Here is an 18,784-nt window from a genome sequence, read left to right on the forward strand (position 1 = left end):
GGGTACGACAGCGCCGGTCGGACGGGGTGACGGCGTCAAGCACGCGCGTGTGCGGCTCGGCTCCGTCCGGCGGCTCAGCGCAGCCGGGCGACCCGCCAGACGGCCAGGACGACAGCCGCGGCGACCATCACGGCGTACGCGAGGATCACGCGCCAGTCGGGGCGCCGTCCGGAGCCGCGCAGGGGCAGTCCTGGCCACGTGTAACCGACGCGGCGGGCGGCCATCATGCCCCACCCGGCGGCGCAGGAGCAGATCAGCAGGCCGAGCATGGCGACGACGGCGCCGCTGTCGCCGAAGTCGAAGGCGAGGGGGAAGGCGAACATCAGCGAGCCGACGGTGGCCAAGGCGACGATCGGGGCCAACTGCCAGATCCGCAGTCGGCGTTGGGGCCGCAGTTCGACCTCGACCTCAGGGCCTGAGGCGAACATCTCCTCGGGCTCGGGTCCGTCGTCCGTGACCCCGTCGGGCGTCTCGTCGTCCTCGTCGGGGCCGTCGGGGGCCAGCTCGCCGTCGGCGTCCAGGGGGCCGTCCACGGGCTCCTGGGAGGCGTCGGCGGGCTCGGTGGGGGCGTCGTCGTCCTGGCGTGCGTCACGGGGCTCGGAGGAGCCGTTCTCGCGCCCGCCGGGGCGCGGGATGCCGTCGATCAGGTGTGGGGCGCCCTCGGGGTCGGCCGCGAAGCCGTCCGCGCGCGGACGGTCGTCGTCCGGCTTCCGTTCGTCCCGCCCGGAAGGGCGGTTCTCGGTGCCTTGTGCGGTGTCGCGAGGGCCGGCCTCCATCGCCACGCGCCCTCCCAACTCGGACTCCACTTGGTCGATCGAAGCTCGATGATGGCACGGTACGAACGGCCCGGATGACGGCCTGGGCGTCCCGATGCCATGACGTGATCAGGCTGTAACCGGTCGTTCGACCAACGCCGATGCGAGGCGCGGAAGTTCCTCGCGGTCCGCCGCGCCCCCACTCAACCAGTGCACCCTGGGATCGCGCCTGAACCACGAATCCTGACGGCGCGCGAAGCGCTTGGTGGCGCGGACGGTCTCCGCCCGCGCCTCGTCCTCGGTGCACTCGCCGGAGAGGGCCGCCAGGATCTGCTGGTAGCCCAGCGCGCGCGAGGCGGTGAGCCCGTCGCGCAACCCCTGCGCCTCCAGTGCGCGCACCTCGTCGACGAGTCCGGCCTCCCACATGCGGTCGACCCTCAGGGCGATGCGTTCATCGAGTTCCGGGCGGGCGACGTCGACGCCGATCTGGACGGTGTCGTAGACCGAATCGTGGCCCGGGAGGTTGGCGGTGAAGGGCCTGCCGGTGATCTCGATCACTTCGAGGGCCCGGACGATACGGCGCCCGTTGCCCGGCAGGATCGCGCGCGCGGCGTCCGGGTCGGCCGCTGCCAGGCGCGCGTGCAGGGCGCCGGAGCCGCGCAGGGCCAGCTCGTCCTCCAGGCGGGCGCGCACCTCGGGGTCGGTGCCGGGGAACTCCAGGTTGTCGACCGCGCCGCGGACGTACAGGCCGGAGCCGCCGACCAGGATCGGCCAGCGGCCCTCGGCGAGCAGCGCGTCGATCCGCGCGCGGGCGAGGCGCTGGTACTCGGCGACGGACGCGGTCTCGGTGACGTCCCAGATGTCCAGGAGGTGGTGGGGAACTCCGCCGCGCTCCTCGATCGTTAGCTTGGCGGTACCGATGTCCATTCCCCGGTAGAGCTGCATGGAGTCGGAGTTGATGACCTCACCGCCCAACCGCTGGGCCAGGAAGACCCCCAGATCGGATTTTCCGGCCGCAGTCGGTCCGACGACGGCGATGACTCGGGGGGCGGGGGGTGCGCTGCTCACGGCACCAGTCTCGCAAACCTCGCGGGGCGCGCTCGACCGGTGAGGGTGACGGGATCAGAAGTGCGCGAGTACCGTATGAAGTGGGTATGAGCGCTTTTACGAAGTTCGTTCGCTGCAGGTGACGTAACGCGCGAGGGAAGGTGACCCGATGGGTCTCATGGACAATTTGAAGGCCAAGCTCGCCCCGGCCAAGGACAAGGTCTCCGACCTCGCACAGCAGCACGGGGGCAAGATCCAGGACGGCATCGAGAAGGCCGCCAAGGCGGTCGACGAGCGGACCAAGGGCAAGTACAGCGACAAGATCCACTCCGGTACCGACAAGGCCAAGGACGCCGTGGACCGCATCGCGCACAAGGACGACGGCACGACCGGCACTCCGCCGAGCGCGCCGCCCCCGGCGTCCTGATCCGCACCCAGGACGCCTGCCGGCGGACGGCCCTCCGGGGTCGTCCGCCGGCGCGCACCCGAGGGGCTACGACCAGGTCGCGACCACGTACCCGACGCCGTACGGCGCGTCCTCGTACAGCAGCTCGCCGCTGAGCCCCGCGTCCTTGCCCGCGCCCGCCAGGACCTGCCAGGGCGCCCGGCCCGACACCATGAGCTGGCGGGCCAGCTCGACGTCCATGGCTTCGAGCGCCGTCACGTCCGCCTTGCCGAGCGCCTGGCCCGCCTCCGCGTCGAAGGGCGCCGCCCGCTCGTCGAGGTAGCCCGGCGCCTTCAGCGTCCGGCACGCGCTCGCGTCGCCCATCACCAGCAGCGCGACCCGCTCGGCCCGCTCGGCGGCCTCCCGCCCGAACCGCACGCACTGCTCCGCACCGAAGGGCTCCCCGACCCCAAGTCCCTCGATCGGGGCATCCCCCCAGCCGACCTTCCCGAGCAGCCAGGCCCCCACCGCGAGCGACGGCGGCAGTAGCCGCCCGCTCCCGTCGCCGTCCCCGTCGCCCTGCCCCAGCCGGACGACGATGTCGGCGCCGAACCCCCGGAACGACCCCGGCGTCCCCTGCGCGTACGGGCCGCACCCGTGTTCCGCCGCGGGGCCCACGACCACGAGCCGGTCGGGGCGGGCGGCGGCGATCACACCCAGTGCGTCCAGGCAGGCGGCTCTGGCGGCGTCCAGTTCGGGCGCTGCTCCCGCGGCGATCTCGGGCACCAGGAGCGGCGGACAGGGACAGACTGCGGCGGCGACAAGCATGATCGGCAGCGTATCCCCGGGAAGCGGTCACACGTCACAAACGGGTCGGTCGGACATGGAAGGGATCGGCCTGGCGGGCGGCGTGAGGACGGGACCGTACCGACGCGAGGACGAGGCCGTGCCGACGCGACGGCAGCGTCAAAACGCATCCGTATCGTCGCTACGCCAGCGTGAGGACGGACCCGTCGCGACCTGACGCCCACGTCACGACGGCGACGAACCGTCCTGACGGCAGCGTCGGGACGCTACGGACTCGTCGCGACGCACCCCGATCCGACGAACCGGTACCGTCCCGACGCCGCTCTCCCGCCACGCCGCACCCCGCCCCGCGCCCCGTCTCAACGAGCCGCGCTGTCCTCGATCAGCTCGGCCAACGAGAACCGCGTCAGAAACGTCTCGAACTGACCGTCCGTGAGAAGAAGGAACCCGTCGTCCTGCCGGTACAGCCGCGTACGCCGGGGCATGCGCGGGTGCGTGGGGCTGAACGCGCGCGCCTGGAGCTCCAGTTCGCACAGGGCCTGCTCGCGGGTCCCCTCGATCTCACCGAGCACGGAGGCGGACCAGCGCTTGCCGTCGCCGCTCCCGGAGGTCGACTCGACGACGAGCCCCCACCGCCGGACGACGGCGTCCGAGAGGCCGCCTGTGCCGTCAGTCAACGCTGCATCCGCCCGTGGCGACCGGCAGCGGGGCGGGGACGCCGACCTTGGGGAGGCCGAGCATGACGCCGGCCGGGGCGGCGGCCTTCTCGGCGGTGCGCTTCTCCCAGGCGTCGCCCGCGCGCGTGCGGCGCACGTCGAGGACGGGGCCCTCGGCGAGGAGGTGGTGCGGGGCGGCGTAGGTGATCTCGACGGTGACAATGTCGCCGGGGCGGACGTCCTGGTCGGGCTTGGTGAAGTGGACGAGGCGGTTGTCGGGGGCGCGGCCGGACAGGCGCCGGGTGGCGTCGTCCTTGCGACCCTCGCCCTCGGCGACCATCAGCTCCAGGGTGCGGCCGACCTGCTTCTTGTTCTCGTCCCAGGAGATCTCCTCCTGGAGGGCGACAAGGCGCTCGTAGCGCGCCTGGACGACCGCCTTGGGGATCTGGCCCTCCATGGTCGCCGCGGGCGTCCCGGGGCGCTTGGAGTACTGGAAGGTGAACGCCTGGGCGAAGCGGGCCTCACGGACGACGTGGAGGGTCTGCTCGAAGTCCTCCTCGGTCTCCCCGGGGAAGCCGACGATGATGTCGGTGGAGATCGCCGCGTGCGGGATGGCCGCGCGGACCTTCTCGATGATCCCCAGGTAGCGCTCCTGGCGGTAGGAGCGGCGCATCGCCTTGAGGACGGTGTCCGAGCCGGACTGGAGCGGCATGTGGAGCTGCGGCATCACGTTGGGCGTCTCGGCCATGGCGGCGATGACGTCGTCCGTGAAGTCCCGGGGGTGCGGGGAGGTGAAGCGCACGCGCTCCAGGCCGTCGATCTTCCCGCAGGCGCGCAGGAGCTTGCTGAACGCCTCGCGGTCGCCGATGTCGCTGCCGTACGCGTTGACGTTCTGGCCGAGCAGGGTGATCTCGGAGACGCCCTCGCCGACCAGGGCCTCGATCTCGGCCAGGATGTCGCCGGGGCGGCGGTCCTTCTCCTTGCCGCGCAGGGCCGGGACGATGCAGAAGGTGCAGGTGTTGTTGCAGCCGACGGAGATCGACACCCAGGCCGCGTAGGCGCTCTCCCGGCGCGTGGGCAGCGTGGAGGGGAACGCCTCCAGGGACTCGGCGATCTCGACCTGCGCCTCTTCCTGCACGCGTGCGCGTTCCAGCAGGACCGGCAGCTTGCCGATGTTGTGGGTGCCGAAGACGACGTCCACCCAGGGCGCCTTCTTGACGATCGTGTCGCGGTCCTTCTGCGCGAGGCAGCCGCCGACGGCGATCTGCATGCCCGGACGGGACGCCTTCTTCGGCGCGAGGCGGCCGAGGTTGCCGTAGAGCCGGTTGTCGGCGTTCTCACGGACCGCGCAGGTGTTGAAGACCACGACGTCGGCGTCCCCGTCGGAGCCCTCGGGCGCGCGGACGTATCCGGCGCCCTCCAGCAGACCGGCCAGGCGTTCGGAGTCGTGGACGTTCATCTGGCACCCGTACGTGCGTACTTCGTAGGTCTTCACGTCCACGGGCTGGCTCCGGTCGCTGCTGCTGGTCATGGCTCAAGGGTAGGCGGTGCCCCGGACAGCCTCGTCCCCCAGTCGGAGCAACCGCTTGTCACTGCTTCGTCACAGCCCGCGTTCACGGGGCAACTCCCGCCAGGCATCCCGTGTCGAACCGGTTGTCAGCGACAAACGGGGAAAGACCGATCACCAGGGAATGGTGGACACGTCATGAGGAACCGCAGGAATCTCGCGCTCGGCGCGGCCGCGCTCCTGCTCCTGACCGGGGCCGGGATCACCACGGCGCCCGCCGCCTTCGCGGGGACGCCGGGCGGCACGTACGCGAACGACCGCAACAGCGACTTCGACGGCGACGGGTACGACGACGCCCTGACCGGCGCCCCGGGCGGCACGGTCGGCGGCCAGGCGGGCGCGGGCTACGTCACCGTCCAGTACGGCTCGGCGAAGGGGATCGTCGCTCCCAGGGGCCGCACAGCCGTTCTGAACCAGGATTCCGCCGGGGTCCCCGGGGCGGCTCGGTCGGGGAACGGCTTCGGGTCCGCCGTGGCGACCGGCGACGTGAACGGGGACGGGTACGACGACGCGCTCGTGGGCGTGCCGGGCGAGGACGTCGGCGGGAAGGCGGACGCCGGCCGCGCGGTCGTCCTGTACGGCTCCGCGCGCGGGCTGCGCGGCACCGGGGCGGTCTCCCTGACGGCCGTCGAGCCGCAGCAGGAGGCGCGGTACGGCACCGCCGTGGCCGCCGCGCACTTCACCGGCGCGACCCCGGGCGACGGGATCGCCGTGGCCGACACGGGCGGCGTGGACCTCTTCTCGGACGAGGGCCCGATGCTGCGGGTGACGCGCCTGGAGACCGTCGACGACCCGGGCGGCGTGTCCGTCGTCCCCGTCGGCCTGACGACCGGGAACTTCGACGGCGACGGGTACGCCGACCTCGTCGTCTCCGGGCTGAGCCTGGTGGACGGCGAAGGGGTGCGCGGGCGCACGGTCGTCTTCCGGGGCGACCCGTACGCCCTGCGCTACCACCGCGACCTGACCGGTGGCCCGGCAGAGGCGGCCGGGGACGTCAACGGCGACGGCTACGACGACCTGGCCACCGGCGAGGAGGGCGGGCCGTCCTACGGGGGCCTCGTGCTGCTCCGGTACGGCAGCCCCGAGGGGATCACCGAACTCGCCGACGAGCTGTCCCAGGACACGCCCGGCATCCCCGGCACCGCGCGCGAGGGCGACGCCTGGGGCACCGACCTCTCGATCGCCGACACGGACGGCGACGGCCATGCCGACCTCGCCGTCGGCGCGCCCGGCAAGAACGCCGGCAAGGGCGCCGTCTGGATCGTCCGGGGGCAGGTGCGCGGCTGGACGCCGGACGGCCTCAAGCACTTCGACCTCGACTCGGCCGCCGTCCCCGGCACCGCCCGCCCCGGCGACGCGTTCGGCGCCCAGGTCCGCCTGATCGACACCGACCGCGACGGCCGCGCGGAACTCCTCTCGGCCGCGCCCGGCGCGAACGCCGGCTCCGGCACGGTGACCGCCTTCCCTGCCGCCCCTGACGGCGTGACCGCCAAGGGCTCCCGCCCGTTCGACGGCACCTCCTTCGGTGCCGTCGGCAAGGGGGCGCGGTTCGGGGCGGCGATCGACGAGTGACGGTTCCGCCGGTCAGGTCAGGCACCGGCACCGCCGCACCCACGCGCGGAGAGCCGCGACACGCATGACCGCAGCATCCGGCGGATCAACGGGCTCGCTCCCGGCGCGCGGGCGACGTGCCTCGCCTCGGGAGGGCGCCGTCGGCGTCAGGAGCCTCGCGCCCGCGCGGGGGTGCCAGGGGGCGGGCTGACGCGAGCGTCTGACGTCGCCTCACGCGAGAAGCGGCGGAGCACGAAGCAGCGTCCGATGCGCACGCACGCGTGAACGTCGCACGAAGTCCGACCCGCGCGCGGAAGGAGGCGCCCCTCACCACCTCAGCCCAGCAACGCCAACCGAGCATCCACCTCGTCCGCCGTAGCGTGCCCGTGCGCCAGCGGTACCACCCGCTCACCGTCGACGGCGAGCAGCGTCGGAAACCCGCTCACCCCGAGTTCCGCGCTGCGCCGGAACCCGGCCTGGGCCTCCGTACGCGCGCGGGGTGATGCGAAGGCGGTGACGACGGCGTCCGCGTCCAGGCCGTGGGCCTCGGCGAGCTTCCGGTAGGTGGCCGGGTCGGAGAGGCTGAGGCCGTCGATGTAGAAGGCGTCCTGGAGGGCCGTCGCGAGTTCGACGACCCGGTCGGGCGCGGACGCGCGCAGGGCGGCGAGGCCCCGTGCGGCGGCCTCGGAGTCCATGACGAAGGAGCCGTCCTCGATGAGCCGCCGGTAGGGCTCGGCGAAGACCGCGCCGGTCAGTTCGGTGATCTTCCGGTTGGCGCCCTGGACGTGCCCGAACTCGCGGATCGGAACGCGCCGCGAGCCGGTGAAGAGGCCCCCGGGGACGACCTCGACGGGCAGTTCCGGGTGGCGCGCGGCGGTCTCGCGGACGGTGGCGGAGAAGCCGTGGGACCAGCCGCAGTAGGCGTCGTACACGTAGACGAGCTGCATCGATGACCTCGACAGGGTGCGGCGCTCGCCGGACGCGAGCGATTCACCTGAGGGAACAGTATCTGCCCCCTCAGATATTTCCGTCGCGGCGGAGCCTCAGGGCAGCCGCGGCAGCATGTCCCGCGTGGCATGGCTCAGGACGCGCAGGTCCTCGGTGAACCGCTGCCGGTCCTCCTCGGGCAGCGGCGCGAGGAAGTACCGCTCGATGTTCGCCACGTGCACGCGCGCCGCCGCGACGACGGTCTCCTCGCCGAGGGCCGTGAGGCGCACCAGGCGCCCGCGCCGGTCGCCGGGGTCCTCCACCCGCTCGACGAGCCCCGCGGCCTCCATGCGGTCCACGAGGCGGGTCGCGCCCCCGGTCGTCAGCACCTGCTCCTGGGCCACGGCCCGCATGGACAGCCCGGGTTCACCCGCGCGCCCGAGGATCAGCAGCACCTCGAAGGTCAAGTGGGTGATCCCGCACTCGACCTCAAGCGCGCGCCCCAGGATGTACTCCAGCCGGTTGGCGGCACCCTGCAGCCGCCCGAACGCGAGCACCAGCTCGTCGTTCGCCGCTTCCCGTGCCGTCGAGATCCCCGTCCCCGCGCCCACGCTTCCCCCACCGCTCTCCTCGGTCGCCATGCACCGATCATGCCTGATGGCCGGGGTGAAGCCGCGCACACTCACAAGGATCTGACGCCCGCTCGGCGAGACGGAGGCCGGGCGTCCGATTGTCAGTGGCCTTTCGTACGATGACGACGATCGGAGCAAATCCGGTCGGAGCACCGTTGAAGGGACCTCCCCCCATGAAGCTCGACATCTTCAGCGAAATCCAGGACCCCAAGCCCTGGGCCCCCGATCACCAGCACCTGCGGATGACCCAGGCTCTGGAGCAGGCGGAGCTTGCCGACAGGCTGGGGTACGGCTGCTGGTGGCAGGTCGAGCACCACGGCGCTCAGGAGTTCAGCCTGTCGTCGGCGCCCGAGCTGTTCCTCGCCGCGCTCTCGCAGCGCACCACGCGGATACGGCTCGGGCACGCCGCCGTGCTGGCCCCGCCGCAGATCAACCACCCGATCCGGGTCGCCGAGCGGGCCGCCGTGCTCGACCACCTCAGCGGCGGGCGGGTCGAGTTGGGGCTGACGCGGTCGACGGCCCCGGAGTGGCGGCTGTTCGGGGTGGACCCGGCGACCGTGCGGGAGCGGGTGGCGGAGGTGTTCGAGACCGTCCCGCGCATCTGGGGCGGCGACCTCGCGGTCACCGGGGGCGTGCCCGTCGTGCCCTCGCCCCTCCAGGACCCGCACCCGCCGCTGTGGCAGGCCGCGTCCACGCCCGGGTCGTTCGAGGAGGCCGGGCGCCGGGGCGTCGGGGTGCTCGGGACGACGCTGTGGGAGCCGCTTGAGCGGGTCGGCCGGCTGGTCGAGCTGTACCGCGCGGCGGCGGCCGACTGCACCGCGCCCGCGGGCGCGTTCGTCAACGACCAGATCGCGTTCTTCACGTTCGTGCACTGCGCCGAGACCGACGAGCAGGCCATGCGGGACGGCGCGGCAGCGGCGGCGGCCTGGTACACGGCCCGCGCGCTGACCTTCTTCGAGGCGGCCGACGCGTTCTTGGAGAACATGAACCGCGAGAAGGAGCTGATGGCCTCCCCGGACGGCGGCGGGCGCGCGGGCGCGTTCCTGCGCGCGGAGGCGGACGCGCTGGGCGGGCCCAACGCCGCGCAGCTGGCCATCGGCCGCATCCTCCAGGGCGAGACGGTGCCCGAGGAGGAGCTGTTCGCGGCGCTGAGCGAGCAGGGCTCCCTGATCGTCGGGTCCCCCGAGACCGTCCGCAAGAAGATCCGCGCGTACGCCGACCTCGGCATCGACCGGCTGATGTGCTTCCAGCAGGTCGGCGGGCTGTCGCACGAGAGCGTGCTGCGCAGCATCGAGCTGGTCGGCGAGCTGATCCCCGAGTTCGACCTGGCCGGCTGAGCCCTCAGGGGTCGATCAGGCCGGCGCGGATCGCGTAGCGCGTGAGCTCCAGGCGGTCGCGCATCCCGAGCTTCTGCAGGAGGTTGGCCCGGTGACGCTCAACCGTCTTGGCGCTGATGAACAGGAGGTTCCCGATCTCCTTCGAGGTGTGCCCCTCGGCGACGAGCTTCAGGATCTCCTCCTCGCGCTCCGTGATCGGCCGCTCCGGCAGGCCGTCACCCCGGTGCAGCCGGTCCAGGTAGGACCGCACCAGCGCCCGCTCCGCGCCGGGGTAGATGAACGGCTCGTCCCGCATCGCCGCGCGGCACGCCTCGACGAGGTCCCGGTCGGCGGCCGACTTCAGCACGTACCCGCCCGCGCCGGCCTTCAGCGCCTCGAAGAAGTACTGCTCGTTGTCGTACATCGTGAGGATGAGGATCCGCAGGTCGGGCAGTCTCCGCGACAGCTCCCGCGCGGCCTGCAGCCCCGTCATCCGGGGCATCGCCACGTCCAGCACCGCCAGGTCGACGTCCTCGCTCCGCGCGCGCTCCACCGCCTCCGCGCCATCCCCCGCCTCCGCGACGACGCTCAGATCGGCCTCGCCGTCCAGGATCAGCCGCACGCCCCGGCGCACCAGGGTGTGGTCATCGGCCAACAGCACACGGATCGGCGCCCGCGAACGGCCGGCGGACCGGTCGGTCATTTCCGCCCCCCGGGCGCGGGCGGGAGGCCGGTACGGGAGGGATCGCGCAGGGGCGGGCCGGCGGAGGCCGGGGCGGCCGTCCCGGGCGCGTCGACGGCGGTCCCGGGCACGTCGACGGCGGCGGTCCCGGAAGCCGGTTCAGCGTCCAGGGCCGGGAGGCCGGCGGCCGTGCCGGAGGCGGGCGCGACGCCTCCGACGGCCGCGATCCCGTCGTCGCCGGCGCCTCCCACAGGGCCGGACGGATCACCGGCCGACCGGCGCGCGCACGCGGAGCGCTCGTCCGCCGCGACGCCGCCTCGTGCCCGTTCCGCCCCCGCCACGCCACCGTCCGCCGCCTGGTCGCCCGTCCCCGCGCAGGCGCCCGCCTGTCGGCCGGAATCCGCGAGCCCGGCCCCGCTCGCCCTCTCCCGTCCCTCGGCCGTCGCCCCGTCAACACCGCGCCCCGGAACTCCCCCGACCGGGGACGCCGTCAGCTCGGCGGCGAGCGGTGGAAACCCCATCTCGTGTCCCCGCTGTCCGTCCCCGCCACGCGCCCCCACCGGCAGGACGACGGGAATGCGCAGACGGACCTCCGCGCCCCCGCCGGGGGCGTCCGTGAGGGTGAGACGGGCGCCGACGAGAAGGGCGCGCTCGCGCATGCCGGGTATGCCGGCGCCCTCGGGCGCCCCCCGGAAGCCCTTGCCGTTGTCACGGACGACGAGTTCGGCGCCGCCGGGCACGGGCCGCAGCCGCAGTTCCGCGCGGTCGGCGGTGCTGTGGCGGGCGGTGTTGGTGAGGGCTTCCTGGGCAACGCGGTAGATCACGAGTTCGGACTCCTCGGGGAGCGGGGGCAAGCCGGCGGCGAGGTCGCGCCGGACGGTCAGACCGTGGGTGGTGAACTCACCGGCGAGCGACCGCAGGGCGCTGACCAGACCGAGTTCGTCGAGCACGCCGGGCCGCAGCCGGCGCGCGATGCGGCGGATCTCGTCCAGCCCCGCGCGCGTCGCCTCCTGCGCCTGCCCGATCTCCTCGCGCAGTTCGTCCGGCACCCGGTCGGCGACCCGCTTGAGCTGGAGGAGGACGGCGGTGAGGGTCTGCCCGACCTCGTCGTGCAGCTCGCGCGCGATGCGGTGCCGCTCACCCTCCTGCGCGGACAGCGCCCGCCCGGCACTGGCGGCCCGCTCGGCCTCCAGCCGGTCGAGCATCGCGTTGTACGTCATGATCAGCTCGGCGGTCTCCACCGGCCCCGCGACGACCGCACGCCCGCCGGGCCGCAGCAGGTCGGCGGAGGCCATGGCGCGCCCGAGCCGCCCCAGCGGGGCGAGACCGATGCGCAGGACGACGGCGTTGGCGACGAGCAGCACCACGAGCCCGGCGGCCACGACCAGCGCCTCGGCGGGCAGCACCGGCGTCGAGACGGTGACCGGGCCGAGCAGCAGAGCCGCGGCGACGACGAGGCCGACCGCGTTGAGGCAGAACATCCGCCAGAACAGCGACACGCTCCCGACTCCTCCTCTCCCGCTCCGCGACCCTCGCGAGGTCCCGCCCCGCACCCACGACACGCCCGTGACCAGCATCTTCGCCCGCAGCCAGATCCGTCCATCCGTCATGACACCCATATCGCCACCGTACGGCCGGATGGCAGCATGACGGTTCCGGGCATGTGTCCGGATCACATCGGCAAGACTTCCGTACACCGCGGAACTCTCAGCACGACATCAGCATCAAGGGGAAGAGAAACGTGTCTGCTCCACGCCTCCGGTCGACGCCGTTGCCGGGCATCGGGGTCCAGTACGACCTCGTGACGCGCGACCACCGCCACCTCTCGGTCGTGGCGCACCGCGACGGCACGCGGACGGTGAACGTGTACCGGTCCGACGACCCCGACTCCTGCGCCCAGTCCCTGCGGCTGACCACCGCCGAGGCGGGTTCGCTGATCGACGCGCTGATGCCGTCGCACCACAGCCCGAGCCTGCTCTACACCACCGACCTGGGGCTGGTCGCCGAGCGCGTGGAGGTCGGGGCGACCTCCCGGTGGAACGGGCGGCTGCTGGGCGACACCCGGATGCGCACCGAGACCGGTGCCTCGATCGTCGCGGTGCTGCGGCGCGCGGAGGCGATCCCGTCGCCCGCGCCGGACTTCCGGCTGGCCGGCGGTGACACGGTGATCGTGATCGGCACCCGGGAGGGCGTCGACGCGGCGGCCGCGATACTCGGTCAGGAGTGAACGGGTGCACTCCGCGGTCCTGCTCATCGAGTTCGGCTCCATCATCCTCGGCCTCGGACTGCTCGGGCGGGTCGCCGCCCGGTTCCAGTTCTCGCCGATCCCGCTGTACCTGCTGGCCGGTCTCGCCTTCGGTGAGGGCGGGCTGCTGCCGCTCGGCGCGAGCGAGGAGTTCGTCGCGACCGGCGCCGAGATCGGTGTCATCCTCCTGTTGCTGATGCTCGGCCTGGAGTACACGGCCAGCGATCTCGTCTCGAACCTCAAGTCGCACTACCCCGCCGGGCTGGTCGACTTCTGTCTCAACGCGCTCCCGGGCGCCGCCGCCGCGCTGCTGCTGGGCTGGGGGCCGGTCGCGGCCGTCGTCCTCGCGGGCGTCACCTGGATCTCGTCGTCCGGGGTGATCGCGAAGGTGCTCGGCGACCTGGGGCGGGTCGGCAACCGGGAGACGCCGGTGATCCTCAGCATCCTCGTGCTGGAGGACCTGGCGATGGCGGTCTACCTGCCGATCGTCACCGCGCTGGTCGCGGGCGCCGGGCTCCTGTCGGGCTCGCTGACGCTGGCGATCGCGCTCGGCGTCGCCGGGCTCGTGCTGTTCGTCGCGCTGCGGTACGGGCGCCTCATCTCGCGGTTCGTCTCCAGCGACGACCCGGAGAAGCTGCTGCTCGTCGTGCTGGGGCTGACGATCCTGGTGGCGGGTGTGGCGCAGGAGCTCCAGGTGTCGGCCGCCGTCGGCGCGTTCCTGGTGGGCATCGCGCTCTCCGGTGAGGTCGCCGAGGGCGCGCACACCCTGCTGAGCCCGCTGCGGGACCTCTTCGCCGCCGTCTTCTTCGTGTTCTTCGGGCTGCACACGGACCCGGCGAGCATCCCGCCCGTACTGCTGCCCGCGCTCGCGCTGGCGATCGTGACAGCCTGCACGAAGGTCGCCACCGGCTACTGGGCCGCCCGGCGCGCGGGCATCTCCGTCCGGGGCCGCTGGCGCACGGGCGGCACGCTGGTCGCGCGCGGTGAGTTCTCCATCGTCATCGCGGGTCTCGCGGTCACGGCCGGCATCGAGCCCTCGCTGGGCCCGCTGGCCACCGCGTACGTCCTTCTGCTGGTCATCCTCGGCCCGTTGACCGCCCGCTACACCGAACCCCTCGCAACCCGTTGGGCGTTGCGCCGGGAGAGCGCCAAGGCCCAGGAGCAGGCGCCCGCGCTGGAGAAGCAGGAGCAGACCTCGGTGGGCGACTGAGGTCCCGCCCCGGCCGTACGGCCCTCGGAGCGGTGCGCGGTAGGCGCCGTTTCGGGGGCCGTTCGCCATGCGGGCGCCCGCGGAGTGGACGCGGCTCCGAAGTCGCCCTTCCAGAAGAAGTCGCCCTCCTGGAAAGGGAGTTGAGCGCCCGTCCGACAACTTCTCCCACACCGTCAGGAAGCGTCCGACAACGCCTCCCGCATGACGCAGGTCACATCTCGTTGTGATCAAACCGTGGAACCTCCGTGTGGTTGTCGTGGCATGCTCATGGACCGTTACCGGCGAGTAAGGCGCCCTGCCCCGCCGGTCGTTCACTCCTTCACCCCCCTCACCTCCAGGACTGACGTTGCGCCGACGCACGAGGCCCTACCGCGCCCTCCTGCCCGCCTTAACCGCGAGCGCCCTGCTCCTCGCGGCGGGCTGCTCCGCCGCCCCGGCGGACGACCGCCCCGCCGCGGCCGACGAACAGATCGTCGCGGACCTCTCGACGCCCGCTCCGGACGACGCCCCGCTGGCCGTCGTCGCCGCGCCCGACGACGTGCCGACCGCCACCGCGCGCCCCGGCGGCGGGTCCGGCGGGCGGGTGAAGGCCGGAAAGCTGAGCGTGGCCTCGTACGACAGCCGGACCGGACGGGCCGTCATCTCCTCCAACGGGGGCAAGGGAAGCGAAAGTTCCCCATCGCCCACAAATTCCCCAAGCCCCTCGGAAACCACCGGAAACACGGAGTCGCCCACCGCCTCCGCGTCCCCTTCCGATTCCGAATCGGCCTCGTCCTCCCCGCCGTCCTCTCCCTCGCCCACCGACTCGGCTCCCGCCCAGTCCACCGCCGTGGGCGACGTCATCGCCAGCGCCCCCGCCCCGGGCGCCCCCAACGGTCTGCTCGCCAAGGTGACCAAGGTCCTCGGCGAGACGGACGAGGGCACCGAGGTGGAGACCGAACCGGCGCAACTGAACGCGCTGCTGGCCGACGAGACGGCGAAGGGGAGCGTGCCCGTCGACCCGTCCGCGTTCCGGATCGACAAGCTCCTGCCGGACGTCGACATCTCCTGGTCGAAGACCGAGGACGTACACATCGGCCCGAAGGGCGCGACCGTGCCGCTCGGCAGCCTGCGTCTCGACGTCACCGCCGGGCTGCCGGAGATCGGCGACGCGTCCGCGTCGGCCTCGGCGTCCGTGTCCGGCTTCGTCCAGGTCGCCCCGCAGGTCGACTTCACGTACGGGGGCGAGGGCGCCGACGCCTCCCCGCTCTCGGCGTACCTGGGCGTCTCCGGCGACTGGTCCTCCGGCTGGGCCCTCAGGGGCCGCGCCGCCGCCTCGGCGACCACCCAGCGCATCCCCTTCGCCAAGCTGCACGCCGACCCGGTGCTCCAGGTCGGGCCGGTCCCCGTCGTCGTCAACCTGGACCTGACCTGCTACGTCCAGATCACCGGCGACGGCAAGGTCACGGTCGACGTCGAGCAGAGCGTCGAGGGCGACTTCAAGGCGGGCGGGACCTTCGGGCTCGGCCAGGGCTGGTCGCCGGTCAACTCCTCGACGGTGACGAGCACTCCGGTCCGGACGTCCGTCACGTCCGCCGGTTCCGTCAAGGCGGCGCTGGGCGCGGAGGCGAGCGTGGGCCTGTACGGCACCGTCGGCGTCGTCGCCGACCTCGCGCCGTACGTGCGCGGTGAGGGCCGGCTCTCCGTCACCGGCACGGACGGCGACTTCGAGGCCCGGGGCACCTGGGCGCTGTTCGGCGGCATCGACCTCACCGGGACCCTGCGGTTCCAGTTGTCGATCTTCGGCACGCCCGTGTTCCAGCGGGACATCCCGTTGGGCGCGCTGCACCGCGAGTGGAAGCTGGCGGGCTCACCGGAGTGAGGCCGGGCGGGTCCCCGTACGCGGGGGCCCGCTTGTCCGTGCGGGCGTCCTCGCCATGGACGGCGCCCGCCCTGGCGTCCCTGCCCGGACAAGGGCTCACCTGCCCCTCCTAGCGCCCCCGCCCCGGATGGGGAACCCCCTACCCGTCCTGACTCCCCCACCCCTGCCTCCGCAGCACCGCCGCCACGTCCGGCGCCTCGTAGTGCTCGCCCTTGAGCACCTTCCCGTCCGCCCTGCGGGCGACCTCCCCGTCGGGCCCGAGCTTCGTCATGTTGGACCGGTGGATCTCCGCGAGCACGGCGTCGAGGTCGATCCCGTGCACGAGCGCCGTCCCGTAGGCGACGTACACGACGTCCGCGAGCTCGTGCGCGAGCCGGTCGAGCGGGCCGGTGACGGAGACCTCCGCCACCTCGGCGGCCTCCTCCGCGAGGAGCTTCCCGCGGTGCTCGGCGAGCGCGGGGGCGACCTCGGCGGGCGTACTGCGGGCGTCGAGCCCGAAGGCTCGGTGGAACTCACGGACCAATTCGGCGGGCGACGAACTCATGCACCGACTGTAACGGCGCCCACTGACAGCCCCGCCCCGGCATCCCCGCCCCGGCGGTCGCGGCCCGGACGTCCCCGGGCCCAGGGACACGATCGAGACGCCCCCAGGCCACTCCCCACGCCCCGGCGCTCCCCTCCCCGACTCCCTCCCGCCCTGTTCACCGCCCGCCCCGCCTGGCAGGATCGCGCCATGCCCAAGCTGTCCGCCCGAATCGGCAAACGCCACGCGCTCGAAGGCGCGGCGGCCGGTGTCGTCGTGCTCGGGCTGCTGCTGTGGTGGCTGCTGCCCCTGGGCGACAAGCCACCGTCCGGGTCGATCACGATCAGCACCGGCAACCAGGCGGGCGTCTACTACGAGTACGCGCGCCTGCTGAAGGGCGAGCTGTCCAAGGACATGCCGGACCTGGACGTCACCCTGCGCCAGAGCAACGGCTCGCAGGAGAACGTCGCGCGCGTGGCCGACCGGAAAGCGACCTTCGCGATCGCCGCCGCCGACGCCGTCGGGATGTACGACAGCAGGCACGCGGGCGCGGCGAACGAACTGCGCGCGGTGGCGCGCCTGTACGACGACTACCTCCAGCTGGTCGTGCCGGCGGACTCCCCCGTGACGTCGGTCGCCGGTCTGCGGGGCAAGCGGGTCGGTACGGGGTTGGAGGGTTCCGGGGTGCGCCTCATGGCCGACCGGGTGCTCGACGCGGCGGGCATCGACCCGGACAGGGACATCACGGCCATGGACGAGGGCATCGACTCGGGCCCGGAGCACCTGCGGGAGGGCCGGATCGACGCGTTCTTCTGGTCCGGCGGCGTGCCGACGAAGGGGCTGCAGAAGCTGTTCAGCGCCTCCGGCGAGTTCCGCTTCGTCCCGATCCCCGCCGACCTGGTCGCCAAGATGCACCAGCGGGACGAGGAGACCCGTTTCTACCGGGCCACCAACATGCCTGAGGACGCGTACCCGAAGGTCCAAGACGGCAAGACGGTACCGACCGTGGCCGTCGCCAACCTCCTGATCACGCGCGCGGACACGAAGAGCGACCTCGCCGAGTGGATGACCAAAACGGTCATCAAGAGCCGCGACGAGATCGGCCACCACGTCCACTCGGCGCAGCTGGTGGACCTGCGGACGGCCATCTACACGGACCCGCTGGGCCTCCACGCGGGCGCGCGCCGCTACTACCTCTCGGTGAAGCTCTAGGACGCCGTCCTGGGCACCCGCACCGTCACCCGCAACCCGTGCGGCTCGTGCGCCGCGTACGAGATCGAGCCCCCGCCCGCCGCGAGCAACGCGCGTGAGATCGACAGCCCGAGCCCCGACCCCTTGATGTTCTGGTGCCGTCCGCTGCGCCAGAACCGGTCCCCCACGCGCGCGAGCTCATCGTCGGTGAGACCGGGCCCGTGGTCGGTGACGACGACGGTCGCGTTGGCCCCGTCGACCGCGACGGACACCTGGACCTTCTCGCCCCGGGGGGTGAACTTGACGGCGTTGTCGATGACGGCGTCCAGGGCGCTGGACAGGGCGACCGGATCGACCCAGGCGGTGGTGGCCGGGCAGTCCCCGGCCAGCGTCACCCCTTTGGCCTCGGCGGTGGGCGCCCACGCGGCGACGCGTTCGGCGGCGAGCAGGCCGACGTCGGTGATCCGCAGGTCGGCCTCGGTGTGCTCGGCGAGGGCGAGGTCGAGGAGGTCGTCGAGGACCTGGGCGAGGCGCTTGCCCTCGCTCTGCACGGAGGCGATCTCCTCGTTGCCCTCGGGGAGTTCGTACGCGAGGAGTTCGATGCGCAGCAGCAGCGCGGCGAGCGGGTTGCGCAGCTGGTGCGAGGCATCGGCGACAAAAGCCCTCTGCTGCTCCAGGACGTCCTCGACGGTGTCCGCCATCTCGTTGAACGACCGGGCCAGTCTGCGGAGCTCTGGGGGGCCTCCAGAGGCCGCCACGCGGGACTTGAGCCGGCCGCTGGCGATCGCGTGGGTGGTGGCGTCGAGGATCCCGACCGGTTTGAGGACCCAGCCCGTCAGCCGCAGGGCGGCCCCGATCGCGAGCAGCATCGCGGCGATCTCGCCCGCGCCGATGACGAGCCAGCCGTGCAGGATGCGCGAGCGCAGCGGCCCGGTGGGCGAATCGGTGACGACGACCGCGACGACGTCGCCGTCCCGGATGACGGGCGACGCGACGACGAGCCGGCCGCGGTCCCAGGGCCACACCTGCTCGGGGTCGTGGCTGCGGCGGCTGAGCAGCGCCTCGCCGAACGCCGCGCGTACCTCCTCGTCCGCCGTCGTCAGGTCCCAGCTGGACGGGGCGTTGGCCATGCGCCCCTCGGTTCGGTAGAACACACCGGCACGGATGCCGTAGACGCCGTAGTAGCTCTGGAGCTCCCGCTGGAGGGTGTCGCGCCGCTCGTTGGTGGTGCTCGTGCCCGTGGAGGCGTCGCCCGCGACGGTGACGAACTGGGCGAGCGCGGCGAACCGCGCGGTGTCGTCGATCCGGTCGACGACCACCTTCTGCTGCTGCGCCCCGGCCAGGCTGACGGCCAGGGGGACACCGAAGGCGAGCAGGACGGCCGCCATCAGGACGATGAGCAGCGGCAGCAGGCGTGTGCGCACCCGTG

Annotated in this window: 17 protein-coding genes and 1 pseudogene; 7 read left to right on the forward strand and 11 right to left on the reverse strand. The window is 72.9% G+C overall.

The window, feature by feature from the left end; translation table 11 throughout:
• Window positions 1-74: 74 nt before the first annotated feature.
• Window positions 75-635 carry a hypothetical protein gene (locus IAG44_RS10230; RefSeq protein WP_425508518.1) on the reverse strand — a complete coding sequence of 187 codons (561 nt, stop codon included), beginning with the start codon at window positions 633-635 and terminating at the stop codon, window positions 75-77.
• A gap of 249 nt (window positions 636-884) precedes the next feature.
• The gene (gene miaA / locus IAG44_RS10235) at window positions 885-1,823 is read right to left on the reverse strand and encodes a tRNA (adenosine(37)-N6)-dimethylallyltransferase MiaA (protein WP_187746825.1); all 939 of its coding nucleotides are present in this window, start codon (window positions 1,821-1,823) and stop codon (window positions 885-887) included.
• A gap of 148 nt (window positions 1,824-1,971) precedes the next feature.
• Between miaA and IAG44_RS10240 the strand changes: the two genes are divergently transcribed.
• Complete coding sequence (locus tag IAG44_RS10240) at window positions 1,972-2,229, forward strand: antitoxin (protein WP_187746826.1); 258 nt, start codon at window positions 1,972-1,974, stop codon at window positions 2,227-2,229.
• A gap of 66 nt (window positions 2,230-2,295) precedes the next feature.
• On the opposite strand, the gene IAG44_RS10245 is transcribed toward IAG44_RS10240, so the two are convergent.
• The 3 genes from IAG44_RS10245 to miaB form a co-directional block, all read right to left on the reverse strand.
• Window positions 2,296-3,015, reverse strand: a complete 720-nt coding sequence (locus tag IAG44_RS10245) for a class III extradiol dioxygenase subunit B-like domain-containing protein (RefSeq protein ID WP_187746827.1) — start codon at window positions 3,013-3,015, stop codon at window positions 2,296-2,298.
• Window positions 3,016-3,353: 338 nt separating this feature from the next.
• Entirely contained in the window at window positions 3,354-3,671 is a 318-nt protein-coding gene (locus IAG44_RS10250) for a hypothetical protein (protein ID WP_187746828.1), read from the reverse strand.
• Window positions 3,664-5,181, reverse strand: a complete 1,518-nt coding sequence (gene miaB / locus IAG44_RS10255) for a tRNA (N6-isopentenyl adenosine(37)-C2)-methylthiotransferase MiaB (RefSeq protein ID WP_187746829.1) — start codon at window positions 5,179-5,181, stop codon at window positions 3,664-3,666. The genes IAG44_RS10250 and miaB overlap by 8 nt, the downstream gene beginning before the upstream one ends.
• A gap of 174 nt (window positions 5,182-5,355) precedes the next feature.
• Between miaB and IAG44_RS10260 the strand changes: the two genes are divergently transcribed.
• The gene (locus IAG44_RS10260) at window positions 5,356-6,789 is read left to right on the forward strand and encodes an FG-GAP repeat protein (protein ID WP_187746830.1); all 1,434 of its coding nucleotides are present in this window, start codon (window positions 5,356-5,358) and stop codon (window positions 6,787-6,789) included.
• Between the two features lie 314 nt (window positions 6,790-7,103).
• On the opposite strand, the gene IAG44_RS10265 is transcribed toward IAG44_RS10260, so the two are convergent.
• The gene (locus IAG44_RS10265; RefSeq protein WP_187746831.1) at window positions 7,104-7,715 is read right to left on the reverse strand and encodes a DsbA family protein; all 612 of its coding nucleotides are present in this window, start codon (window positions 7,713-7,715) and stop codon (window positions 7,104-7,106) included.
• A 96-nt stretch (window positions 7,716-7,811) separates the two neighbouring features.
• Window positions 7,812-8,336 (reverse strand): MarR family winged helix-turn-helix transcriptional regulator, encoded by a 525-nt coding sequence (locus IAG44_RS10270; protein ID WP_187746832.1) that lies wholly within the window; start codon window positions 8,334-8,336, stop codon window positions 7,812-7,814.
• Between the two features lie 164 nt (window positions 8,337-8,500).
• Here IAG44_RS10270 and IAG44_RS10275 point away from each other — a divergent pair, with 164 nt between their 5' ends.
• A complete protein-coding gene (locus tag IAG44_RS10275) occupies window positions 8,501-9,664 on the forward strand; it encodes an LLM class flavin-dependent oxidoreductase (RefSeq protein WP_187746833.1) in 1,164 nt (387 codons plus the stop codon).
• Window positions 9,665-9,668: 4 nt separating this feature from the next.
• On the opposite strand, the gene IAG44_RS10280 is transcribed toward IAG44_RS10275, so the two are convergent.
• Window positions 9,669-10,346, reverse strand: a complete 678-nt coding sequence (locus tag IAG44_RS10280; protein WP_187746834.1) for a response regulator — start codon at window positions 10,344-10,346, stop codon at window positions 9,669-9,671.
• A gap of 536 nt (window positions 10,347-10,882) precedes the next feature.
• Window positions 10,883-11,824, reverse strand: a pseudogene (locus IAG44_RS10285) (sensor histidine kinase); the annotation flags it as partial.
• Between the two features lie 242 nt (window positions 11,825-12,066).
• Between IAG44_RS10285 and IAG44_RS10290 the strand changes: the two are divergent.
• From IAG44_RS10290 to IAG44_RS10300, 3 genes are all read left to right on the forward strand, one after another.
• Window positions 12,067-12,552, forward strand: coding sequence for a cation:proton antiporter regulatory subunit (locus IAG44_RS10290; RefSeq protein WP_187746835.1), 486 nt, complete (start codon window positions 12,067-12,069; stop codon window positions 12,550-12,552).
• A 4-nt stretch (window positions 12,553-12,556) separates the two neighbouring features.
• Window positions 12,557-13,780, forward strand: a complete 1,224-nt coding sequence (locus IAG44_RS10295) for a cation:proton antiporter (RefSeq protein ID WP_187746836.1) — start codon at window positions 12,557-12,559, stop codon at window positions 13,778-13,780.
• A 346-nt stretch (window positions 13,781-14,126) separates the two neighbouring features.
• The gene (locus tag IAG44_RS10300) at window positions 14,127-15,641 is read left to right on the forward strand and encodes a hypothetical protein (RefSeq protein ID WP_246561620.1); all 1,515 of its coding nucleotides are present in this window, start codon (window positions 14,127-14,129) and stop codon (window positions 15,639-15,641) included.
• A gap of 139 nt (window positions 15,642-15,780) precedes the next feature.
• On the opposite strand, the gene IAG44_RS10305 is transcribed toward IAG44_RS10300, so the two are convergent.
• Window positions 15,781-16,185: a pyrophosphohydrolase domain-containing protein gene (locus IAG44_RS10305; RefSeq protein ID WP_187746837.1), complete on the reverse strand. Its 405-nt coding sequence runs from the start codon at window positions 16,183-16,185 to the stop codon at window positions 15,781-15,783.
• Window positions 16,186-16,374: 189 nt separating this feature from the next.
• Here IAG44_RS10305 and IAG44_RS10310 point away from each other — a divergent pair, with 189 nt between their 5' ends.
• Window positions 16,375-17,376 (forward strand): TAXI family TRAP transporter solute-binding subunit, encoded by a 1,002-nt coding sequence (locus tag IAG44_RS10310; protein ID WP_187746838.1) that lies wholly within the window; start codon window positions 16,375-16,377, stop codon window positions 17,374-17,376.
• Here IAG44_RS10310 and IAG44_RS10315 read toward each other — a convergent pair.
• Window positions 17,373-18,779, reverse strand: a complete 1,407-nt coding sequence (locus tag IAG44_RS10315) for a sensor histidine kinase (protein ID WP_187746839.1) — start codon at window positions 18,777-18,779, stop codon at window positions 17,373-17,375. The genes IAG44_RS10310 and IAG44_RS10315 overlap by 4 nt on opposite strands.
• Window positions 18,780-18,784: the final 5 nt, after the last annotated feature.

It is taken from the genome of Streptomyces roseirectus, assembly GCF_014489635.1.
Classification (GTDB): Bacteria; Actinomycetota; Actinomycetes; order Streptomycetales; family Streptomycetaceae; genus Streptomyces; species Streptomyces roseirectus.